This window comes from Mesorhizobium sp. WSM4871, from assembly GCF_055811295.1.
The window spans coordinates 304,723-321,282 of record NZ_JBVVPU010000004.1 but is presented as its reverse complement, the minus strand read 5'-3'; the positions used below and the strand labels follow the sequence as shown (position 1 = coordinate 321,282).

Genomic DNA, 16,560 nt, shown 5'->3' with positions numbered 1-16,560 from the left:
ATCTGAACGCGGGCCATGTTCCATCATCGGCGGCGCCGCCAGGCGGAGGCGACAACCACTTGGGGCAAGCTATCCCATCGCGTGGCGGATGGTCTTCGACAGGCGGGTCAGGAATGCCGGCCTCGATGAGGCGTCGAGCTTCCACGACAGCACCGCCGTGGCCATTCTCCGTGGCAGCACACCGACCGACAGGAACCAGGCGGCAAGCACGGCGCGCCGGCGCAGCGACGCCGTCATTTCAAGGCTGGCCACTGCGCCCGCGGCGCCCAGCGCCAGCCGGGAATCGCCGGCCACCGGGTGCTGGCGCTGGTCCGCGCAGAGCGATGCCAGCCGCTCTTCAAGATGCACGGGATCGTGGCGGACCGTATCCGACGGCACGATGGTCACGCCGACTTCGGACGCCTGCCCCGACAGCGCCTCCACCCGACGAAAATCGTGACTTACCCGCCAGCGCGCCCGCTCGGCGAGCTTCTCGCCGAACACCGAATGGTTGGCGCCGTGGATCCGGTAGGCGCCGACGCATTCTTCGAGCGACTGCACGTGCCCGTAAAGCGGCGCCAGCGTCGCAAGATAGCCATCGGCGCCCTGGCGGAACTCCGGCTCCGGTATCGGCATGATTGTTTCGAGCGTCGTCCGGTCGAAGGCCAGCCCGCTGGTCACGGTCGTCTGGTAACGCCCCTTGTGCAGGAGCTTCGGCATGACGTCGCCACTGTCGAAGGGCAGTTCGGGCGGCGGAAAGACATCCTTGACGCCTTCTTGCTTGATGCCCCCTTGCTCCATGCCTTGTCGCTCGTCGACGATATGCAGCCTTGATTGCACCTGCGCGGTTGCCGCATCCCAGATGTCCACGATCGTCGAGACGGCGGTCGGATAGAGATAGTCGTCGGCATCGAGGAAGAGCACGATCTTGCCCGAGCTTGCGGCAAAGCCGGTGTTGAAGGCGGCGGCATGTCCACCATTCTTCTCCCGCGGGCAGGCAAGGATCCTGTCGCCATAGGATTTCATGATTGTCGTGGAATTGTCCTGCGAGGCGTCGTCGACGACGATGACTTCGACATCGTCGTAGTCCTGCTCCAAAGCGCTGTCGATGCTGCGCTTGAGGAAACGCGCATAGTTGTAGTTCGGGATGATGATGGATACCGGGATGCTGTTTTGGACAGGCTGCATCGCGTTTGACCTCGCATCTTGCCTTGGTTTCAGCAAACCCGCTCACGGGCCTGCTCCCTCTTCAAGCGCGTCCCACGAATTCCCTGGTAGAAAGTTTGTCGCCTTCGGCCAGGGACGGGTCACGTCTCTTGCTTTGCGACTTCATACCGAGGCCGCCATTGCCTTCGAGAACTGCCGCCCGGATCAGGGGTCGACGGCAGCAACGGCTCCGAAGGTCCGGCTGGGATGACACGACAACCGACCCGACGGCAAAGCTTCGGTCGCGATCAGGTCGGGATCGAAGCGGACGGGCACCTTGAAGGCATGACGGATACTGACCCCCAAATGCGGCCGGAGCAAGCCCTTCGCAGAACAAGGCTCACAAGCCTGTTATGTCTCAGGCCTGTTACGTCTCAGGCGGCATGCAGCGTTGGAATGGCGCTGACATCCACTTCACGCTCCGCGTGCCAGGCATCATAAGCGGCCTGCATCCGGAGCCAGATCGCGGCCCCGTCGCCGAACATCTTCCCAAGGCGGGCGGCGACGGCTGGCGACACCGGCTTCTTCTCGCGGATGATGTCATAGAGCTGCTGGCGCGAAATTCCGAGCAGATTGGCGATTTCCACCTTGGTCTTTCCGGTTGCCGGGATGATGTCGTCAAGCAGCGCTCCAGGGTGGGACGGGCAGCGCTCCATCGGACGCGTCGGCTCATACACGCTCATAAATCAACTGCTCCAATCTGCCGCCTCAATGATATTGTTCGAAATCGACGTGGGCGGCATCATTGCCGTCGAACTCGAAAGTGATGCACCACGGCCCGTTGACATGCACCGTATAGCGGGTCGGGCTAAAGCCCTTCAAAGAATGGAAGTCGAAGCCCGGCATGTTCATGTCATCAGGCTTTTCCGAGACTTCCAGACGGTCAAGCCGCACAAGGATGCGCTTGTGCATCTTGGCGTCAATCTTTGCGGTCTTTCCGGTCTGGAAGAGGCCCGCAAGCGCCTTGTGCTTGAACGATTTGATCATGCAACATGTAAGCATATTGCTTACGTAAGTCAATCGGATGTAAGCAAGTGATTTACGGAATAGTCCGCTGTCAATCGCTATTGCGGCAGCCGGCATGAGAATTCATCCGAACACCCGCCTGGCAAGGCGGACATCTACCGGTAACTATCTGGGTCCTTGGCCTCTCGGCCTGGCAACTAACCTTACTCAGAACAGCCTTACGGTAAGCGCTTTCAAGCACGCGGATAGCCCTCTTGAATTTAGCCGGATTAGGTGCCAAGTGTTTATCTACCCCGTCGTACAAGAGGATGGAAACAGCCATCATGGCTTTTCCACTTTCGCTTGGTTTTAGCGCCGGGCACCTTTTCAATACGCCATAGATGTTACCTGAAATTGCTGCAGCACGATGCAATTTGCCATCTGCCATACGTGCCAAGTAGTTGATGTTTTGCTGCTCTCCCTGCCCGGCCGAAGCAGTCGATGTTGTGAAGCAGATTCCTGCGATGACAGTTACCAAAATGCGGCTCAAACGTTTCCCCTCTTCTTGCAATCAACTCGCCCCTACTAATCACCCGCTATCATAGCTTAGCCTGGGTTCAAAAGGTCGCCAGCCGGCGTCAGCGGGCATTGCCACTAAAGCTCAGTTGCGGCCTTCAAATCGGACGAACAATTCTTTGGTGGACAAGCTCAATCCTCTTTGACGTCCTGCAATGATGCATGCCGCAGATCTTCCTCGCCGCGCAGGTGCTTGACGCGGCCGATCAGCCCGGCTTGGCCCATTGCGTCGCCGGCCGCTTCATGCCCTTGGAAGCAGGTCCGGCGTGCTCATTGACCCGCTTCCACAGCCACTCGCCGATCGCTCGGCTCGAATAGATGAAAGCCGAGCCGACATAAGACTCACAAACCCGTTACGTCTCAGGCGGCATGCAGCGTTGGAATGGCGCTGACATCCACTTCCCGCTCCGCATGCCAGGCATCATAAGCGGCCTGCATCCGGAGCCAGATCGCGGCGCCGTCGCCGAACACCTTGCCAAGGCGGCGGCGACGCGGTCGCGGAACGGATCTTCGCTTTGCGCGTTTGCGGGGCATGGAGAAGTCGGCGTGGCCGAGGAGATGCGCTGGCATGAAGTCGTCCCAAAAGAGATACATGCATGCGCGCATTCTCTATTTCATCGGATGGGCTTGCAATTACGGCGAGCGAGACTTCGTCGGAAAATGATTTCGACTATTTGATAGGTAAGTGGAACATCAGGAATCGTACATTGAAGGAACAGCTGACCGGCAGCGACGAATGGGAGGAATTTGACGCGACCCAGGAACTCCGCCCCGTATTGCTGGGGCTGGGCAATTTCGACATTTTCCATACGGAATTTGACGGAAAGCCATTCGAAGGCCTCACCGTGCGATTGTTCAATCCGCAGACGCGCCTGTGGACGATTTACTGGGCTGACAGCAACGCAGTGAAACTCGATGGCGGAAAGGTTGGCTCGTTCGACGGCGACGAAGGAGAGTTCTTTGGCCGTGAGGTTGTCGCCGACAAAGACGTTATCGTGAAATTCCATTGGGATAAGCGCGACCCGGAAGCCCCGATTTATAGCCGGGCGTTCTCCGCTGATGCGGGCCGAACCTGGGAATGGAATTGGTACTCGAACTTCTGGCGACGGTGATCGACCAAGTTGGCCCAAACGATCTCGCCCTATTCGAGTCGGGACGATCGTATTCCATATCGCGGAGCGCATGCGGGCCTACTGCCCGAAGACGCAAATCGGCTTAGAAGACTAGCTCTGTCCCGAAGCCGGCGGCAAGCCGGCTCCGGGCTATGACTATGCAGCCTGAATGGTCAGGCGGGCTGCAGTCCGGGCAGCGACAGGTCGACGTCCTCGATCAGGTCGCCGGCCATCGCGGCGGCGAACTGGGCCTGGTCGAGTTCCCCTTCCCAGCGCGCCACGACCACGGTCGCGACGGCGTTGCCGATGAAGTTGGTCAGCGCCCGGCACTCCGACATGAAGCGGTCGACGCCGAGGATCAGCGCCATGCCGGCGACCGGCACGGTGGGGACCACCGAGAGCGTCGCGGCGAGCGTGATGAAGCCCGCGCCGGTGATGCCCGCGGCACCCTTGGAACTCAGCATGGCGACAGCGAGCAGCAGAATCTGGTCGCCGAAGGTCAGCGGCGTATCGGTCGCCTGGGCGATGAACAGGGCGGCCAGCGTCATGTAGATATTGGTGCCGTCGAGGTTGAAGGAGTAGCCGGTCGGGATGACCAGCCCGACCACCGAGCGGTTGCAGCCGGCGCGCTCCATCTTGGCCATAAGGCCGGGCAGTGCCGCTTCCGAGGACGAGGTGCCGAGCACCAGCAGCAGCTCTTCCTTGATGTAGCGGATCAGCGCCAGGATCGAGAAGCCATTGTAGCGGGCGACCGCACCCAGCACGACAAGCACGAACAAGAGCGCGGTCAGGTAGAACGTGCCGATCAGCATGGCCAGGTTGGCGATCGAGCCGATGCCGTACTTGCCGATGGTGAAGGCCATGGCGCCGAAGGCGCCGATGGGGGCGGCCTTCATCAGGATGGCGACGAGGCGGAAGATCGGCGTCGTCAGCGCCTGCAGGAAATCGACGACCGGACGGCCGCGATCGCCGACCATGGCCAAGGCAACGCCGAACAGCACCGAGAAGAACAGCACCTGCAGGATATCGCCCTTGGCGAATGCGCCGGTGATGGTGTCGGGGATGATGTTCATCAGGAAGCCGACGATGGTGCTGTCATGCGCCTTCTGGGCAAAGGTCGCCACCTTGCTGGGATCGAGCGTCGCCGGGTTGATGTGCATGCCGGCGCCCGGCTGGACAACGTTCGAGACGACGAGGCCGACGACCAGCGCCAGTGTCGAGAACACCAGGAAGTAGATCATCGCCTTGCCGGCGACGCGGCCGACCTTCTGCAGGTCGGAAACGCCGGCAATGCCGGTCGCCACCGTCAGGAAGATAACCGGCGCGATCACCATCTTGACCAGCTTGATGAAGGCGTCGCCGAGCGGCTTCAGCGCCTCGCCTGTCTCGGGATAGAAGTGACCGAGCAGCACGCCGGCGGCGATCGCCGCCAGCACCTGCACATAGAGATGCCGATAGAAGGGAAGTTTGCCGCGCGGCTCGGCGGCAGCGAATGCTGGCTGCATGACGTCCTCCATGGCGCCCCGATCGAAAAGCTCGACTCCCCGGGGCAGTTGCTTTGACCTCCAGCAGCCTCGCGACTGCTGAATTCGTGTTTGCAACTGCCGTGCCAAATGTGCGGAGGAGGACCAAGCCTTTGATTTTATTGCATATTTTGGAGCTGGCGAGGCCGTTTCACACGCAGCCTGTGCGGCCATCCGCATAGCGCGAATTGTGTTTTGTGCGAAATCATGCACAGATAGGCCATGCTGCAACGCCCCGCCGCTGCCCCATTTTCAACACCTGGGTCGTCGACGCCCGGAGAACTCCGCCGGCGGGCGCGCCGCGCCTGGCTGCTGTTTGCGGCCGTCGCCCTTGCGATCGCCGGAGCAGCGTTGTACGGCGCCGGCCTTTACGGCCGGACCGCCGAGATCGGCACATTGTCGGCGCAGGGGCGCACCGACGCCAATCTGAAGGTCGCGCTGCTGCGCGCCGTGCTGGAAAGCCCGCGCGCGCTCCCACTGCTCTTGTCCGAAGACCAGCAGGTGCGTGACGCGCTGTCGCAGAAAAACGCCGTTGCCAGCGATGTGCTCAACCGCAAGCTCGAAGGGCTGGTCTCCGGCACCAAGGCAGCGGTGCTCTATGTCATCGGCACCGACGGCTTCGCGATCGCCTCCAGCAACTGGCGCGAGCCGATCAGCTTCGTCGGCAACGACTACCGATTCCGCGATTATTTCTCAGGCGCGATGCAGGCCGGAACCGCCGAATATTTCGCGCTCGGCAGCGTCAGCAAGCGTCCGGGCCTCTACATCTCGCGCCGCGTCGGCGGTGCCGCCGCACCGCTCGGCGTCGTCGTCGTCAAGATGGAGTTCGACCAGCTCGAGGCTGACTGGCATGAGGCGAACCGTCCCGCCTATGTCAGCGACGAGCATGGCGTCGTGCTGATCACCAGCGTGCCATCCTGGCGTTTCATGACATCGGCGCCGCTGGCCGAACCGACGCTTGCCGCCATCCGCGATACCAAGCAGTTCGGCGACGCGCCGCTGGTGCCGTTGCCGATCACCCGCCCTGAGTCGCTGAGCCCTGACGTGTCGATCGTCCATGCCGTGACGCCGGGCGGCAGCGATGCGGAATATCTGCGCCTCTCCACGCCGGTCCCTTCGACCCCTTGGCGGCTCGACTATCTCGTCCCGGCAGAAGCGCCGGTCGCTGCCGCGATCCGTGAAATGCGGCTTCTGGCGCTAGGCGTCGTCATCCCGCTGCTTGGTTTCGCCGCCTATCTCCTGTGGCGCCGCCAGTCGGCGCAGATGCGCATCGCCGCCGAACAGGCGGCGCGCGGCGAGCTCGAACGTCGCGTCGTCGAACGCACCGAGGATCTGAGCCAGGCTCGCGACCGGTTGCAGGCCGAAATTACTGACCACCGCGGCACCGAGGCAAAACTCCAGGTGGTGCAGCAGGAGCTGGTTCAGGCCAACCGTCTCGCCATACTCGGCCAGGTCGCCGCCGGCGTCGCCCATGAGATCAACCAGCCGGTCGCCACCATACGCGCCTATGCCGACAATGCCCGCACCTTCCTCGACCGCAAGCAGACGGCGCCCGCCGAGGAGAACCTCGGCGCCATCGCAGCACTCACGGAACGCATCGGCGCCATCACCGAGGAACTGAAGGCTTTTGCCCGCAAGGGCCGCACCGCTGCCGAACCGGTCGAACTCAGCGCCGTCATCGAGGGCGCCGTCATGCTCCTGAAAAGCCGCTTTGCCGGCCGGCTCGATGCGCTATCCATCGACCTGCCGCCACCGAGCCTTAGGGTTATGGGCAACCGGATCCGGCTCGAACAGGTGCTGATCAACCTCTTCCAGAACGCGCTGGAAGCGCTGGATGGACGCGACGACGCTCGCGTGCAGATTTCGGTCGAGGAGGCGCCAAACGGCGTGACCATTATCGTGTCCGACAACGGACCCGGCATCCCGCCCGCGATGCTGAAGTCGCTGTTCACGCCGTTCAACACCTCGAAGGAAAAAGGCCTTGGCCTCGGCCTCGTCATCTCCAAGGACATCGTCGCCGATTATGGCGGCCGCATCGAGGTTGCGAGCGGCGACGGCGGCGCAAGCTTCACCATCCATCTCTTGAAAGCAGCGTAAGACGCCATGACGGATCACGACGCAGCACCGGTCATCCTGATCGATGACGACAGCGAGCTTCTCAAGGCCACCGCGCAGACGCTGGAATTGGCCGGTTTTTCGGTGTCGGCTTTTGCCGTGGCGGCCGAGGCGCTGGGCAGGCTTGACGCCGGTTTTGCCGGTGTCGTGGTGTCCGATATCCGCATGCCCGAGATCGACGGCCTGCAGCTGTTCGACCGCATCCTGCGGCTGGATGCGGACATTCCCGTCATCCTCGTCACCGGCCACGGCGACATCACGGTTGCCGTCAAGGCGATCAAGGACGGCGCCTATGATTTCATCACCAAACCCTTTGCGGCCGACCTGCTGGCGCAGAGCGTGCGCCGGGCGGCCGAAAAGCGCCGCCTGGTGATGGAGAACCGGGCCTTGCGCGAGGCGGCCGGCGAGGCGCAGGACGGCCTGCCGCTGATCGGCCAGACGCCGGCCATGGAGCGGCTGCGCCGCATGCTGCGGCAGATCGCCGACACCGATGTCGACGTGCTGGTGACCGGCGAGACCGGTTCCGGCAAGGAGGTGGTGGCGAGCCTGCTGCATCGCTGGAGCCGCCGCGCCAGAGGCAATTTCGTCGCCCTGAATTGCGGCACGCTGCCGGAGACCGTCATCGAGAGCGAATTGTTCGGCCATGAGGCAGGCGCCTTCACCGGCGCCCAGAAGAAGCGCATCGGCCGCATCGAGCATGCCAGCGGCGGCACGCTGTTCCTCGACGAGATCGAAAGCATGCCGGTCCCGACGCAGGTACAGATGCTGCGCGTACTCGAAATGCGCGAGGTCACGCCGCTCGGCACCAACGAAGTGCGGCCGGTGGATCTGCGCGTCGTCGCGGCCGCCAAGGTCGATCTTGGCGATACGCGCCAGCGCGGCTCGTTCCGCGAGGATCTCTATTACCGGCTGAACGTGGTGACGATTTCGATCCCGCCGCTGCGCGAACGCCGCGACGACATCGCCTTGCTGTTCTTCTACTTCGCCGAGCGCGCCGCCGCCCGCTTCCGGCGCCCGGTGCCGGCCGTCCCGGCTGCCGTCCACCGCCATCTCAGGGAGCATGACTGGCCGGGCAATGTCCGCGAGCTCGCGCATTTCGCCGAGCGTTTCGTGCTTGGACTGGAAGAGGAAGCGAAGGCGCAATCCCCTTCCCTTGCCCAGCCGGACACCGCCATGAAGCTGCCCGAGCGGCTGGAGCGCTACGAGGCCGACATCATCCGCGAGACGCTCGGCCGCAATGAGGGCGACGTCAGGCGCACCATTGAGGCGCTGGGCATCCCGCGCAAGACTTTTTACGACAAGCTGCAGCGCCACGGCATCGTGCGCAGCGAGTTTTCCAGGTAGCCGCGCCGATCGGCGCAACTGGCGACAGCGCCACTTTCGCGCCTACTGCAGCGCTGATTGACGCTGTGCCACCGTTTCTGCATTGTCTTGTTGCGACACTGCTTCGAGGTTCTGCCCATGAAGCGCGGTCTTGCTTTCGCTGCAATTGCCGGCGTTGCCTTGCTCTGCGGCGCCGCATTCCTGATTGCTGGTCAGGCGGCCGTCTCGCCAGAAGCAATCCAGTCATCCGTGACCCGTACCCCTGAATTGATCGACACCGCCTGGAGGCTGCCCGTCGCTGCCACCTTCAATGCCGACGTCGAATGGCAATCGAACGGATCACGGTGCGGTCCGGCCAGCGTCGCCAATACATTCCGCTCGATCGGCGAAGAGGAAACAACCGAGGCGGAAGTCCTCGAAGGGACGGGAAAGTGCTGGACCGGCTTCTGCATCATCGGTCTCACGCTCGACGAGGTCGCCGAGGTAGCCCGAACGAAGACCCAGCGGAAAGTCACCGTGCTGCGGAACCTGACCGCCGAGGAGTTCCGCGAACACATGAAGCGCGCCAACGATCCCGGCCGCCGCTACATCATCAACTTTACCCGCGAGAAGATCTTCGGCGCCGGCGTTGGCCATTTTTCGCCGATCGGCGGATATCTGGAGGCGCAGGACATGGTTTTCGTTCTCGATGTCAACGAACACTACAAGCCATGGTTGATCGAGCGCGAGCGCCTGTTCTCTGCCATGGATACAATCGATAGCGATGGCGACCAAAAGCGCGGTCTGCTTCTGATCGAATGAAACGAGACCGATGCGAGGCGCGCCGTGGCGGCACATTCCGTTACATGGGCTTCAGGCTTGGCCGCCCATTTGTCAGGATGATTGCGCGACCGATTTCAGTCTTCCCGGCTCTGCATTAATGTGGCCCCCAACTGCAACCGGACCGTCCTGCCCATGATCGTTCAAGCCTGCATCAATGGCGCGCGCAGCGCCGATTTCCATCCGCAGTTGCCGCTTGACGCCGAGGCCATGGCGCGCGACGGCGCGGCCTGCGTGGCCGCCGGTGCGGCCGAGTTGCATGTCCATGCGCGCGGGCCGGACGGCCGCGAAAGCCTGACGCCGGCGGCGATGGACCCGACCGTGCTCGCGCTCCGCCGCGCCTGCCCGGGAACGCTGATCGGCGTCTCCACCGGCGCCTGGATCGAGAATGACGATGAGCGCACGCTTGTGGCCATCGCCGGCTGGCGTGAATTGCCGGACTACGCCTCGGTCAATCTCAGCGAGTCGGCGGCGCCACTGGTGATGGAAAGCCTGCGCCAGCGCGGCATCGGCGTCGAGGCGGGGCTTGCATCGATCGCCGACGCGGAGCGCCTTGTCAGCCTCGACCATGGCGGACGGGGGCTGCGCATTCTGATCGAGATTTCCGAGCAGGCGCTGGACGAGGCTTTCACTGTTTCGGATGGCATCGAAAAGGTGCTGGAGCACGCCGGCATCCGCCGCAGCATCCTGCTGCATGGCGAGAACGCCACTATGTGGCCTTTCGTGGAGCGGGCGGCCGAGCGCAAATGGTCGACGCGTGTCGGGCTGGAGGACGGGAAGGCGCTTCCCGACGGAACGATGGCGTCCGGCAATGCCGCGCTGACGGCCGCGGCGGTGGCGATCTTCCGGGCCGGCCGCTGATTCATCCCGAAGGCTCCGGGCTCCCTGCCTCGCCCTGCGTCAGGCTACATCACGCAAGGTACGACGCGACGTCCCCGCCTTGGCGCCGGCGCCGTCCTGATGGAGGGCGAAGCCCGTGGCGCCCGGGTCGCCCAGTTCGGGGCGGAGCTGCATGCTCGGGATGTGATAGTCCCCGCCATTCTGCTGCCGATAGGGAATGGGCTGGATCGTCTCGAGCGTCCGCATCCTTTCGCGCAGCCGCTCCGCGACAGGCTCGAAATCGGCCTCCCCGAAACGGTCAACCCTGTAGACCACGAAGGGCGGCAGCACGTCGTAGCCCGGATAATAGAGGATCCCGTGATTGATCGGGAACAGCAGGTCGTCGATCGGGCCGTTGACGCCGCGGGCGGAATAATGCTCCTCCCAGCCGCCGGTGGTCACGATCAGCATCGCGCGCTTGCCGGCGAGCGTTCCCTCACCAAAGCGGTCGCCCCATCGCTTGTCGCTGTGCTCGCCGACTCCATAAGCAAAACCGTAGGCGTACACCCGGTCGACCCAGCCCTTGAGGATCGCCGGCATGGTGTACCACCAGAGCGGAAACTGGAGGATCAGCGTGTCGGCCCACAGCAGCTTGTCGATTTCGGCTTTGACGTCGTCGGTCAGAGTGTTGGTCGCAAAAGCTTTTTTGGAGGCCTCGGCCGGCAGGAAGCGTGCTTCGGCGGCCCACGACGGAAAGTCGGCACGGTCCACCTCGGATTTCCAGCCATCGGCATAGAGGTCGGACACCCGCACCTCATGGCCCTGGGCCTCGAGTTCCCTGATGGCGACGTCACGCAGGGCGCCGTTGAGCGACCGCGGTTCAGGATGAGCGAAAACAAGCAGGACGTTCATGGGGTCAGCTCCGATCATGGAAGATAGACGCTCAAGCTAGCCAGTCCCGGTCTGATCCGCTACATGTAGACAATGCATAAGATCATGCCGAATAATGGATAGGTCGGACGTTACACTCGAGCGCATGCGCACCTTCGTTCGCGTCGCCGAGCGCGGCAGCCTGTCGGCCGTCGCGCGCGAGTTCGGCGTTGGGCAGTCGACGGTCACGCGGCATTTGCGGGAGCTCGAGGAGGCTGTCGGCGTGCCCTTGCTCAGCAGGACCACCCGGCGTGTCACGATGACCGATGAAGGCAGCCGTTACTATGCCGACTGCGTTCAGATCCTGCGCCTCGTCGAGCAGGCCGGCGATGAGGCGCGGGGCACGCGCGGCGCGACGGCCGGCACGATCCGGATATCCTGCACGGCGGCGCTCGGGGTCCTGCACGTCAGCCGTCTGATCTTCGCCTTTCAGGACCGCTATCCCGACATCGGGGTCGATCTCAGTCTCACCGACGAGCGCATCGACCTTGTTCGGGAGGGCGTCGATATCGCGCTTCGTCTCGGTCCCCTCACCGACAGCTCGATGAAGCTGCGGGCGCTCGGCCAGTCGCGGCGTCTGCTGGTGGCGGCGCCGGCCTATCTGGCGGCGCGGGGCCGGCCGGCTGTCCCGCAGGATCTGCCTGGCCATGAAGGCATCCGGATGTCGAACATCGCGGGAAGCGATACGCTCGCCCTGCAGGGGCCGGACGGCGAACGCCACACAGTGCCTTTTGGCGGCCGATTTCGGGTCGACCATGGGCTTGCCGCGCGCGAAGCCCTCGTCGCCGGCCGCGGTATCGCACCTGCTCATCACTGGCTGGTCGGCGATCTCCTGACGACCGGCCGGCTGGAAGTGGTCCTGCCGGACTACGAGCCGCCTCCCATACCGCTGAGCATGCTGATCGTCCCCGAGCGCGCGGGCATCGCCCGGGTCCGGCTGCTGGTCGACTTTCTCGCCGAGCGAATCGGCGGCATTCCTGGGATCGGGAAGCCCCGCTAGCCGGCATGCCCTCGGTCGGCCACCTGCAAAGCCCGCCGCCTTCAGGGATTCACACCATCCGGCCCTGTTAACAGGCAGCCGAACGCTCTTGCGGTTTCAAAGGATATCGCCTAGGTTGTTTTCATATCAGAAAGAAAACTCTACAAATTATTTCCTTTTATGAAAGTTAGAGCCTTTGCGGGAACATCTCGATCAGACCGACCGGCGACTGGTCAAGCTGCTGTCGCAGGACGCGCAGCTTGCCATCAATCGGCTCGCCGAGACGATGGCGATCTCGGTGCCGACGGTGCGCACGCGGCTGCGCAATTTGCTCGACCGCAACCTGCTCAAGATCGTCGGGCTGCTTAACCTGACCGAGCGCCCCGAGCTGATCTCGGCCATCGTCGGCATCAATGCCCAGGGGCGCGGCCGTGCTCGCGAGCTGGCGCAGCGCATTTCCGAACTGCCCTTCGTCAATTCGGCCGCCGTGGTCACCGGGCGCTTCGACATCATCGTCGATGTGACCGTGGCCGGCGATGTCGCCGATCTCTACCGCGTCACCAGCGAGTTGATCCCCGGCGCCGGCGAACCGGGCGAAGTCGTGCGCAGTGAGACTTTCGTCGTCATGGCCTCCTGCAACAAATGGGTGAGCCTGCCGGAAGGCTGCTGGTCGGAAGACGTTGCGCGCAAGGAGCCGGCATGAAGATCGCGGTTCTCGGCGGCCTCGGCCTGCAAGGCCGGGCGGCAATCGCCGATCTCGTCGCCAGCGACGGTGTCGAGGAGGTCGTCTGCGTCGATACCGCGCCGGACGGGGCTGCCCGGCTTGGCGGCCTGACCGATCTCACCCACGTGCGTTTCGTCGTGCCCGAAGGCGCGATCGGCCCGGCCCTGGCCAATGTGCTGGCTGATGTCGACGCCGTCATCGACCTGTTGCCGCAGCCGCTGATGCGCGAAGCGGTGTTGGCCGCGATCGCGACGCGCACGCCGCTGGTCACCACCAATTACGGCAAGGCCATCGCCGATCTGGCGCCGGCGGCGGAAAAGGCCGGCGTTTCGATCATGACCGAATGCGGGCTCGACCCCGGCATCGACCTTGTTCTCTACACCCATGCCGCCCGGCAGTTCGACACCATCACCGCGATCGATTCCTACTGCGGCGGCATCCCCGAGCCGAAGGCGATGGCCAAGCCGCTGTGCTACAAGGTGAGCTGGAACTTCGACATGGTCTTGGTCAGCCAGAACCGCGACAGCGTGCTGATCGAGGACGGCAAGCGGGTCGAGGTGCCGGCCAGCCGCCAGCACGACAACCGCTTCATCCACCAGATCGAGGTCGCCGGGCTTGGCCAATTGGAAGCCTTCCCCAATGGCGACGCGCCGCACTATGTCGAGATGCTGGCCGCCGCCAGGGGGTTGCAGCGCTCAGGCCGCTATTCGCTGCGCTGGCCGGGATGGTCGGCGTTCTGGGCTCCGCTCAAGGAGCTCGGCTTCCTCTCCGAGGACAAGGTGCCCGGCACCGGCTCAAGCCCGCGCGAATTTCTCGGCCGCCTGCTCGGCCCGCAACTGCAATATGGCGCCGACGAGAAGGACCTGTGCGTCATGCGCAATGTCTTTTCAGGCACGCAAGGCGGCCGCCGCAAGACGGTGACCTCAGACCTGATCATCGAACGCGACCTGGCGTCCGGCCTGTTCGGCATGAGCCTCGGCGTCGGCTATCCCGCAAGCATCGTCGCGCAGATGCTGGCGCGCGGCGAGATCGCCACGCCCGGCCTGCTCAACCCGTTGCTGCACGTGCCCGACGGCCGCTTCCTCGACGCACTGGCCAGGCGCGGTATACGGGTATCCGAAACCGTCGGCTGGGACTGAGGAGACAGATTTTCGAACGGTGGTCGCCGCCGGCAACGGCGCTGCCGCTCAAGAAGGCACCCCCAATGGGTGAACAACAAAGTGGAACAACAACGACAACAAGGAGGAATGCCCAAATGAAGATTGCCAAGCTTTTCATCGCCGGCCTCGCGCTCGCCGGCCTCACAGCCGCAGCCAGCGCCGGAACGCTCGACGACATCACCAAGCGCGGCGAACTGCGCGTCGCCGTGCAGACGCAAGGACCGCCCTTCTCGCTGGTCGGTGCGGCCGGCGAACGCACCGGCAGTTCGGTCGAACTCGCCGAGCTGATGGCCAAGGAAATGGGCGTCAAGATCACCTTCCTCGATTTCGACTGGGACGGGCTGATCCCGGCGCTGTTGTCGGGCAAGGCCGATCTTCTGGTCGCCGACATGACGCCGACGCTGGCGCGCGGCATGAAGGTCGCCTTCACCAAACCTTATATGTATACGGGCAGTACCGTCTTCACCAAGGCTGACGGCAAGTTCAAGACCACCGAGGACTGCAAGGCCAAGGGCACCAAGATTGCCGTGCTGCTCGGCGCCACCGGCGAGAAGGAAGCCAAGAACGCCTTCCCGGACGCCGACATAAAGAGCTACAAGGGTGGCGGCCCGCTGCTGCTCGACGCCGTCAACAACGGCCAGGCCGATTGCGGCGTCAATGACGTCTCGGCGGTCAAGGGTCAGTCGACCGCCTATCCGGCCGGCAACTTCACCATCATGCCGGACCTGCTGTCGAAGGAGCCGCTGGCCTTCGCCACCCGCTATGACGAGCCCGACCTGCTGATCTGGATGAACCTGTTCCTCGACCAGGTCAGCATCGACGGCCGCTTGCAGAAGAATCTCGACTACTGGGTCAATTCCGACGCCTGGAAGAAGGATCACTGACAAATAGGAAGTAGGAAGTAGGAAGTAGGCAGTAGGGAGCATCGAATGGCTGATGGCCATTCCGGAAACCTTCACTACTGCCTACTGCCTACTCACTACTGTCCACTCACCATGCTCGAGAACTTCAGCTTCCGCACCATCGTCGAGTATCTGCCCTTGTTCGGGCAGGGCCTTGTCACGACCGTGTGGCTTTCCCTGATTTCCTTTGCCGGGGCACTCGCCGTCGGCATCGTGCTCGCCGCCATGAACCTGCAGCGCGGCTGGCTGTTCCGCGTCCCGGCCAAGGCCTATATCGACGCGGTGCGCGCCACGCCGCTGCTGGCGCAGCTCTATTTCCTCTATTTCGGCCTGCCCCGCCTCGGCGTCGTCCTGCCCGAGCTCGTCGTCGGCATCCTCGCTCTGTCGCTAAACAGCGGCGCCTATGTCGCCGAGATCATCCGCGCCGGCATCCTGTCGATCCCGCGCGGCCAGGTGGAGGCCGGCGTCGCCTCGGGAATGACCTATGTCCAGCGTATGCGGCTGGTCATCCTGCCGCAGGCGTTCAAGGTGACGATCCCGCCGCTGCTCGGCCAGGCGATCGTGCTGGTCAAGGATTCCGCCCTTTTGTCGCTGATCTCGGTCGCCGAACTGACGCGCGCCGGCCAGTTGCTCGCCTCCGACCGCTTCATGCCGGCGGAAGGTTTCATCACCATCGCGGCCTTCTATCTCCTGCTCTACTACTGCCTCAAGGGATTGGCGGCGCTGTCCGGCCGCTGGCTCGGCTTGCAGCCGGCAAGGAGCAGCACATGATCTGGCAGCAACTGCAAAGCCTCGCCGGCAGCTACCCCCTCGCCTTGCGCGGCCTTGGTATGACCGTGGTGCTGTCGCTGATCAGCCTGATGCTGGGCACGCTGCTCGGCTTTGGCCTTGGCATATTGCGAACCGGCGGCAACCGGCTGATCAGCGCGGCGATCGGCGCCTGGGTCGACCTCATCCGCGGCACGCCGTTCCTGGTGCAGATCTTCCTGATTTTCTTCATCCTGCCGGAGCTCGGCATAGAGCTCGACGCCTTCACCGCCGGCATCATCGCGCTGACCAATCTGGCCGCCTGCTTCATCTGCGAGATCGTCGCCGCCGGCATCCGCTCGGTGCCGACCGGCCAGGTCGAGGCTGCACTTGCGTCCGGCCTGTCGCGCTGGCAACGCATGCGCCAGGTGGTGCTGCCGCAGGCGATGCGCATCGTGCTGCCGCCGCTGGTCGGGCAATATGTGCTGCTGATCAAGGATTCCTCGGTGGTTTCGGCCATCGGGTTGACCGACCTCACCCGCGTCGGCTGGCTGGTGGTGCAGCGTGTGCCGAACGGGCTGCTGGTCTTCTTCCTCGTCGGCCTCGGCTATTTCATCGTCTGCTATCCCTTGATCATGCTGGCGAGACGGCTGGAGCAGCGCATGGGCGCGGCGCATGGCGAGGTGCAGTTGTGACATCGA

At 63.7% G+C, this 16,560-nt stretch carries 17 protein-coding genes and 1 pseudogene; 12 read left to right on the top strand and 6 right to left on the bottom strand.

Features of this window, described 5'->3' with window-relative positions; translation table 11 throughout:
* Positions 1–69 precede the first annotated feature (69 nt).
* From AC0L2H_RS10830 to AC0L2H_RS10820, 3 genes are all read right to left on the bottom strand, one after another.
* Positions 70–1,167: a glycosyltransferase family 2 protein gene (locus tag AC0L2H_RS10830; RefSeq protein ID WP_473590184.1), complete on the bottom strand. Its 1,098-nt coding sequence runs from the start codon at positions 1,165–1,167 to the stop codon at positions 70–72.
* A 392-nt stretch (positions 1,168–1,559) separates the two neighbouring features.
* Positions 1,560–1,868, bottom strand: a complete 309-nt coding sequence (locus AC0L2H_RS10825) for a HigA family addiction module antitoxin (protein ID WP_008877107.1) — start codon at positions 1,866–1,868, stop codon at positions 1,560–1,562.
* 25 nt (positions 1,869–1,893) lie between these two features.
* Positions 1,894–2,172, bottom strand: a complete 279-nt coding sequence (locus AC0L2H_RS10820) for a type II toxin-antitoxin system RelE/ParE family toxin (protein WP_473590373.1) — start codon at positions 2,170–2,172, stop codon at positions 1,894–1,896.
* Between the two features lie 696 nt (positions 2,173–2,868).
* Between AC0L2H_RS10820 and AC0L2H_RS10815 the strand changes: the two genes are divergently transcribed.
* Positions 2,869–3,024, top strand: a complete 156-nt coding sequence (locus AC0L2H_RS10815; protein ID WP_473590183.1) for a hypothetical protein — start codon at positions 2,869–2,871, stop codon at positions 3,022–3,024.
* A gap of 42 nt (positions 3,025–3,066) precedes the next feature.
* On the opposite strand, the pseudogene AC0L2H_RS10810 reads toward AC0L2H_RS10815, so the two are convergent.
* Positions 3,067–3,192, bottom strand: a pseudogene (locus AC0L2H_RS10810) (helix-turn-helix transcriptional regulator); the annotation flags it as partial.
* A gap of 110 nt (positions 3,193–3,302) precedes the next feature.
* Between AC0L2H_RS10810 and AC0L2H_RS10805 the strand changes: the two are divergent.
* Complete coding sequence (locus tag AC0L2H_RS10805) at positions 3,303–3,818, top strand: hypothetical protein (RefSeq protein WP_473590182.1); 516 nt, start codon at positions 3,303–3,305, stop codon at positions 3,816–3,818.
* 173 nt (positions 3,819–3,991) lie between these two features.
* On the opposite strand, the gene AC0L2H_RS10800 is transcribed toward AC0L2H_RS10805, so the two are convergent.
* Entirely contained in the window at positions 3,992–5,323 is a 1,332-nt protein-coding gene (locus tag AC0L2H_RS10800) for a dicarboxylate/amino acid:cation symporter (protein ID WP_473590181.1), read from the bottom strand.
* A 240-nt stretch (positions 5,324–5,563) separates the two neighbouring features.
* Here AC0L2H_RS10800 and AC0L2H_RS10795 point away from each other — a divergent pair, with 240 nt between their 5' ends.
* The 4 genes from AC0L2H_RS10795 (at position 5,564) to AC0L2H_RS10780 (ending at position 10,459) form a co-directional block, all read left to right on the top strand.
* A complete protein-coding gene (locus AC0L2H_RS10795; RefSeq protein WP_473590180.1) occupies positions 5,564–7,438 on the top strand; it encodes a sensor histidine kinase in 1,875 nt (624 codons plus the stop codon).
* Between the two features lie 6 nt (positions 7,439–7,444).
* Positions 7,445–8,800 carry a sigma-54-dependent transcriptional regulator gene (locus AC0L2H_RS10790; protein WP_473590179.1) on the top strand — a complete coding sequence of 452 codons (1,356 nt, stop codon included), beginning with the start codon at positions 7,445–7,447 and terminating at the stop codon, positions 8,798–8,800.
* Positions 8,801–8,917: 117 nt separating this feature from the next.
* Complete coding sequence (locus tag AC0L2H_RS10785; RefSeq protein WP_473590178.1) at positions 8,918–9,580, top strand: phytochelatin synthase family protein; 663 nt, start codon at positions 8,918–8,920, stop codon at positions 9,578–9,580.
* A gap of 153 nt (positions 9,581–9,733) precedes the next feature.
* Positions 9,734–10,459: a 3-keto-5-aminohexanoate cleavage protein gene (locus AC0L2H_RS10780; RefSeq protein WP_473590177.1), complete on the top strand. Its 726-nt coding sequence runs from the start codon at positions 9,734–9,736 to the stop codon at positions 10,457–10,459.
* 39 nt (positions 10,460–10,498) lie between these two features.
* Here the strand turns inward: AC0L2H_RS10780 and AC0L2H_RS10775 are convergent, their stop codons facing one another.
* A complete protein-coding gene (locus AC0L2H_RS10775; protein ID WP_473590176.1) occupies positions 10,499–11,329 on the bottom strand; it encodes an NAD(P)H-dependent oxidoreductase in 831 nt (276 codons plus the stop codon).
* A gap of 94 nt (positions 11,330–11,423) precedes the next feature.
* Between AC0L2H_RS10775 and AC0L2H_RS10770 the strand changes: the two genes are divergently transcribed.
* The 6 genes from AC0L2H_RS10770 to AC0L2H_RS10745 all read left to right on the top strand — a co-directional run bounded on the left by AC0L2H_RS10770 (position 11,424) and on the right by AC0L2H_RS10745 (position 16,554).
* Positions 11,424–12,347 (top strand): LysR family transcriptional regulator, encoded by a 924-nt coding sequence (locus AC0L2H_RS10770; RefSeq protein WP_473590175.1) that lies wholly within the window; start codon positions 11,424–11,426, stop codon positions 12,345–12,347.
* 175 nt (positions 12,348–12,522) lie between these two features.
* Entirely contained in the window at positions 12,523–13,029 is a 507-nt protein-coding gene (locus AC0L2H_RS10765; RefSeq protein ID WP_473590174.1) for an Lrp/AsnC family transcriptional regulator, read from the top strand.
* Positions 13,026–14,189 carry a saccharopine dehydrogenase family protein gene (locus AC0L2H_RS10760; protein ID WP_473590173.1) on the top strand — a complete coding sequence of 388 codons (1,164 nt, stop codon included), beginning with the start codon at positions 13,026–13,028 and terminating at the stop codon, positions 14,187–14,189. The genes AC0L2H_RS10765 and AC0L2H_RS10760 overlap by 4 nt, the downstream gene beginning before the upstream one ends.
* Before the next feature lie 116 nt (positions 14,190–14,305).
* Positions 14,306–15,094: an ABC transporter substrate-binding protein gene (locus AC0L2H_RS10755; RefSeq protein WP_473590172.1), complete on the top strand. Its 789-nt coding sequence runs from the start codon at positions 14,306–14,308 to the stop codon at positions 15,092–15,094.
* Positions 15,095–15,205: 111 nt separating this feature from the next.
* On the top strand, positions 15,206–15,883 hold the full coding sequence (locus AC0L2H_RS10750) for an amino acid ABC transporter permease (RefSeq protein ID WP_473590372.1): 678 nt from the start codon (positions 15,206–15,208) through the stop codon (positions 15,881–15,883).
* Positions 15,880–16,554 carry an amino acid ABC transporter permease gene (locus AC0L2H_RS10745; RefSeq protein WP_473590171.1) on the top strand — a complete coding sequence of 225 codons (675 nt, stop codon included), beginning with the start codon at positions 15,880–15,882 and terminating at the stop codon, positions 16,552–16,554. The genes AC0L2H_RS10750 and AC0L2H_RS10745 overlap by 4 nt, the downstream gene beginning before the upstream one ends.
* The last annotated feature ends 6 nt before the right edge of the window (positions 16,555–16,560 follow it).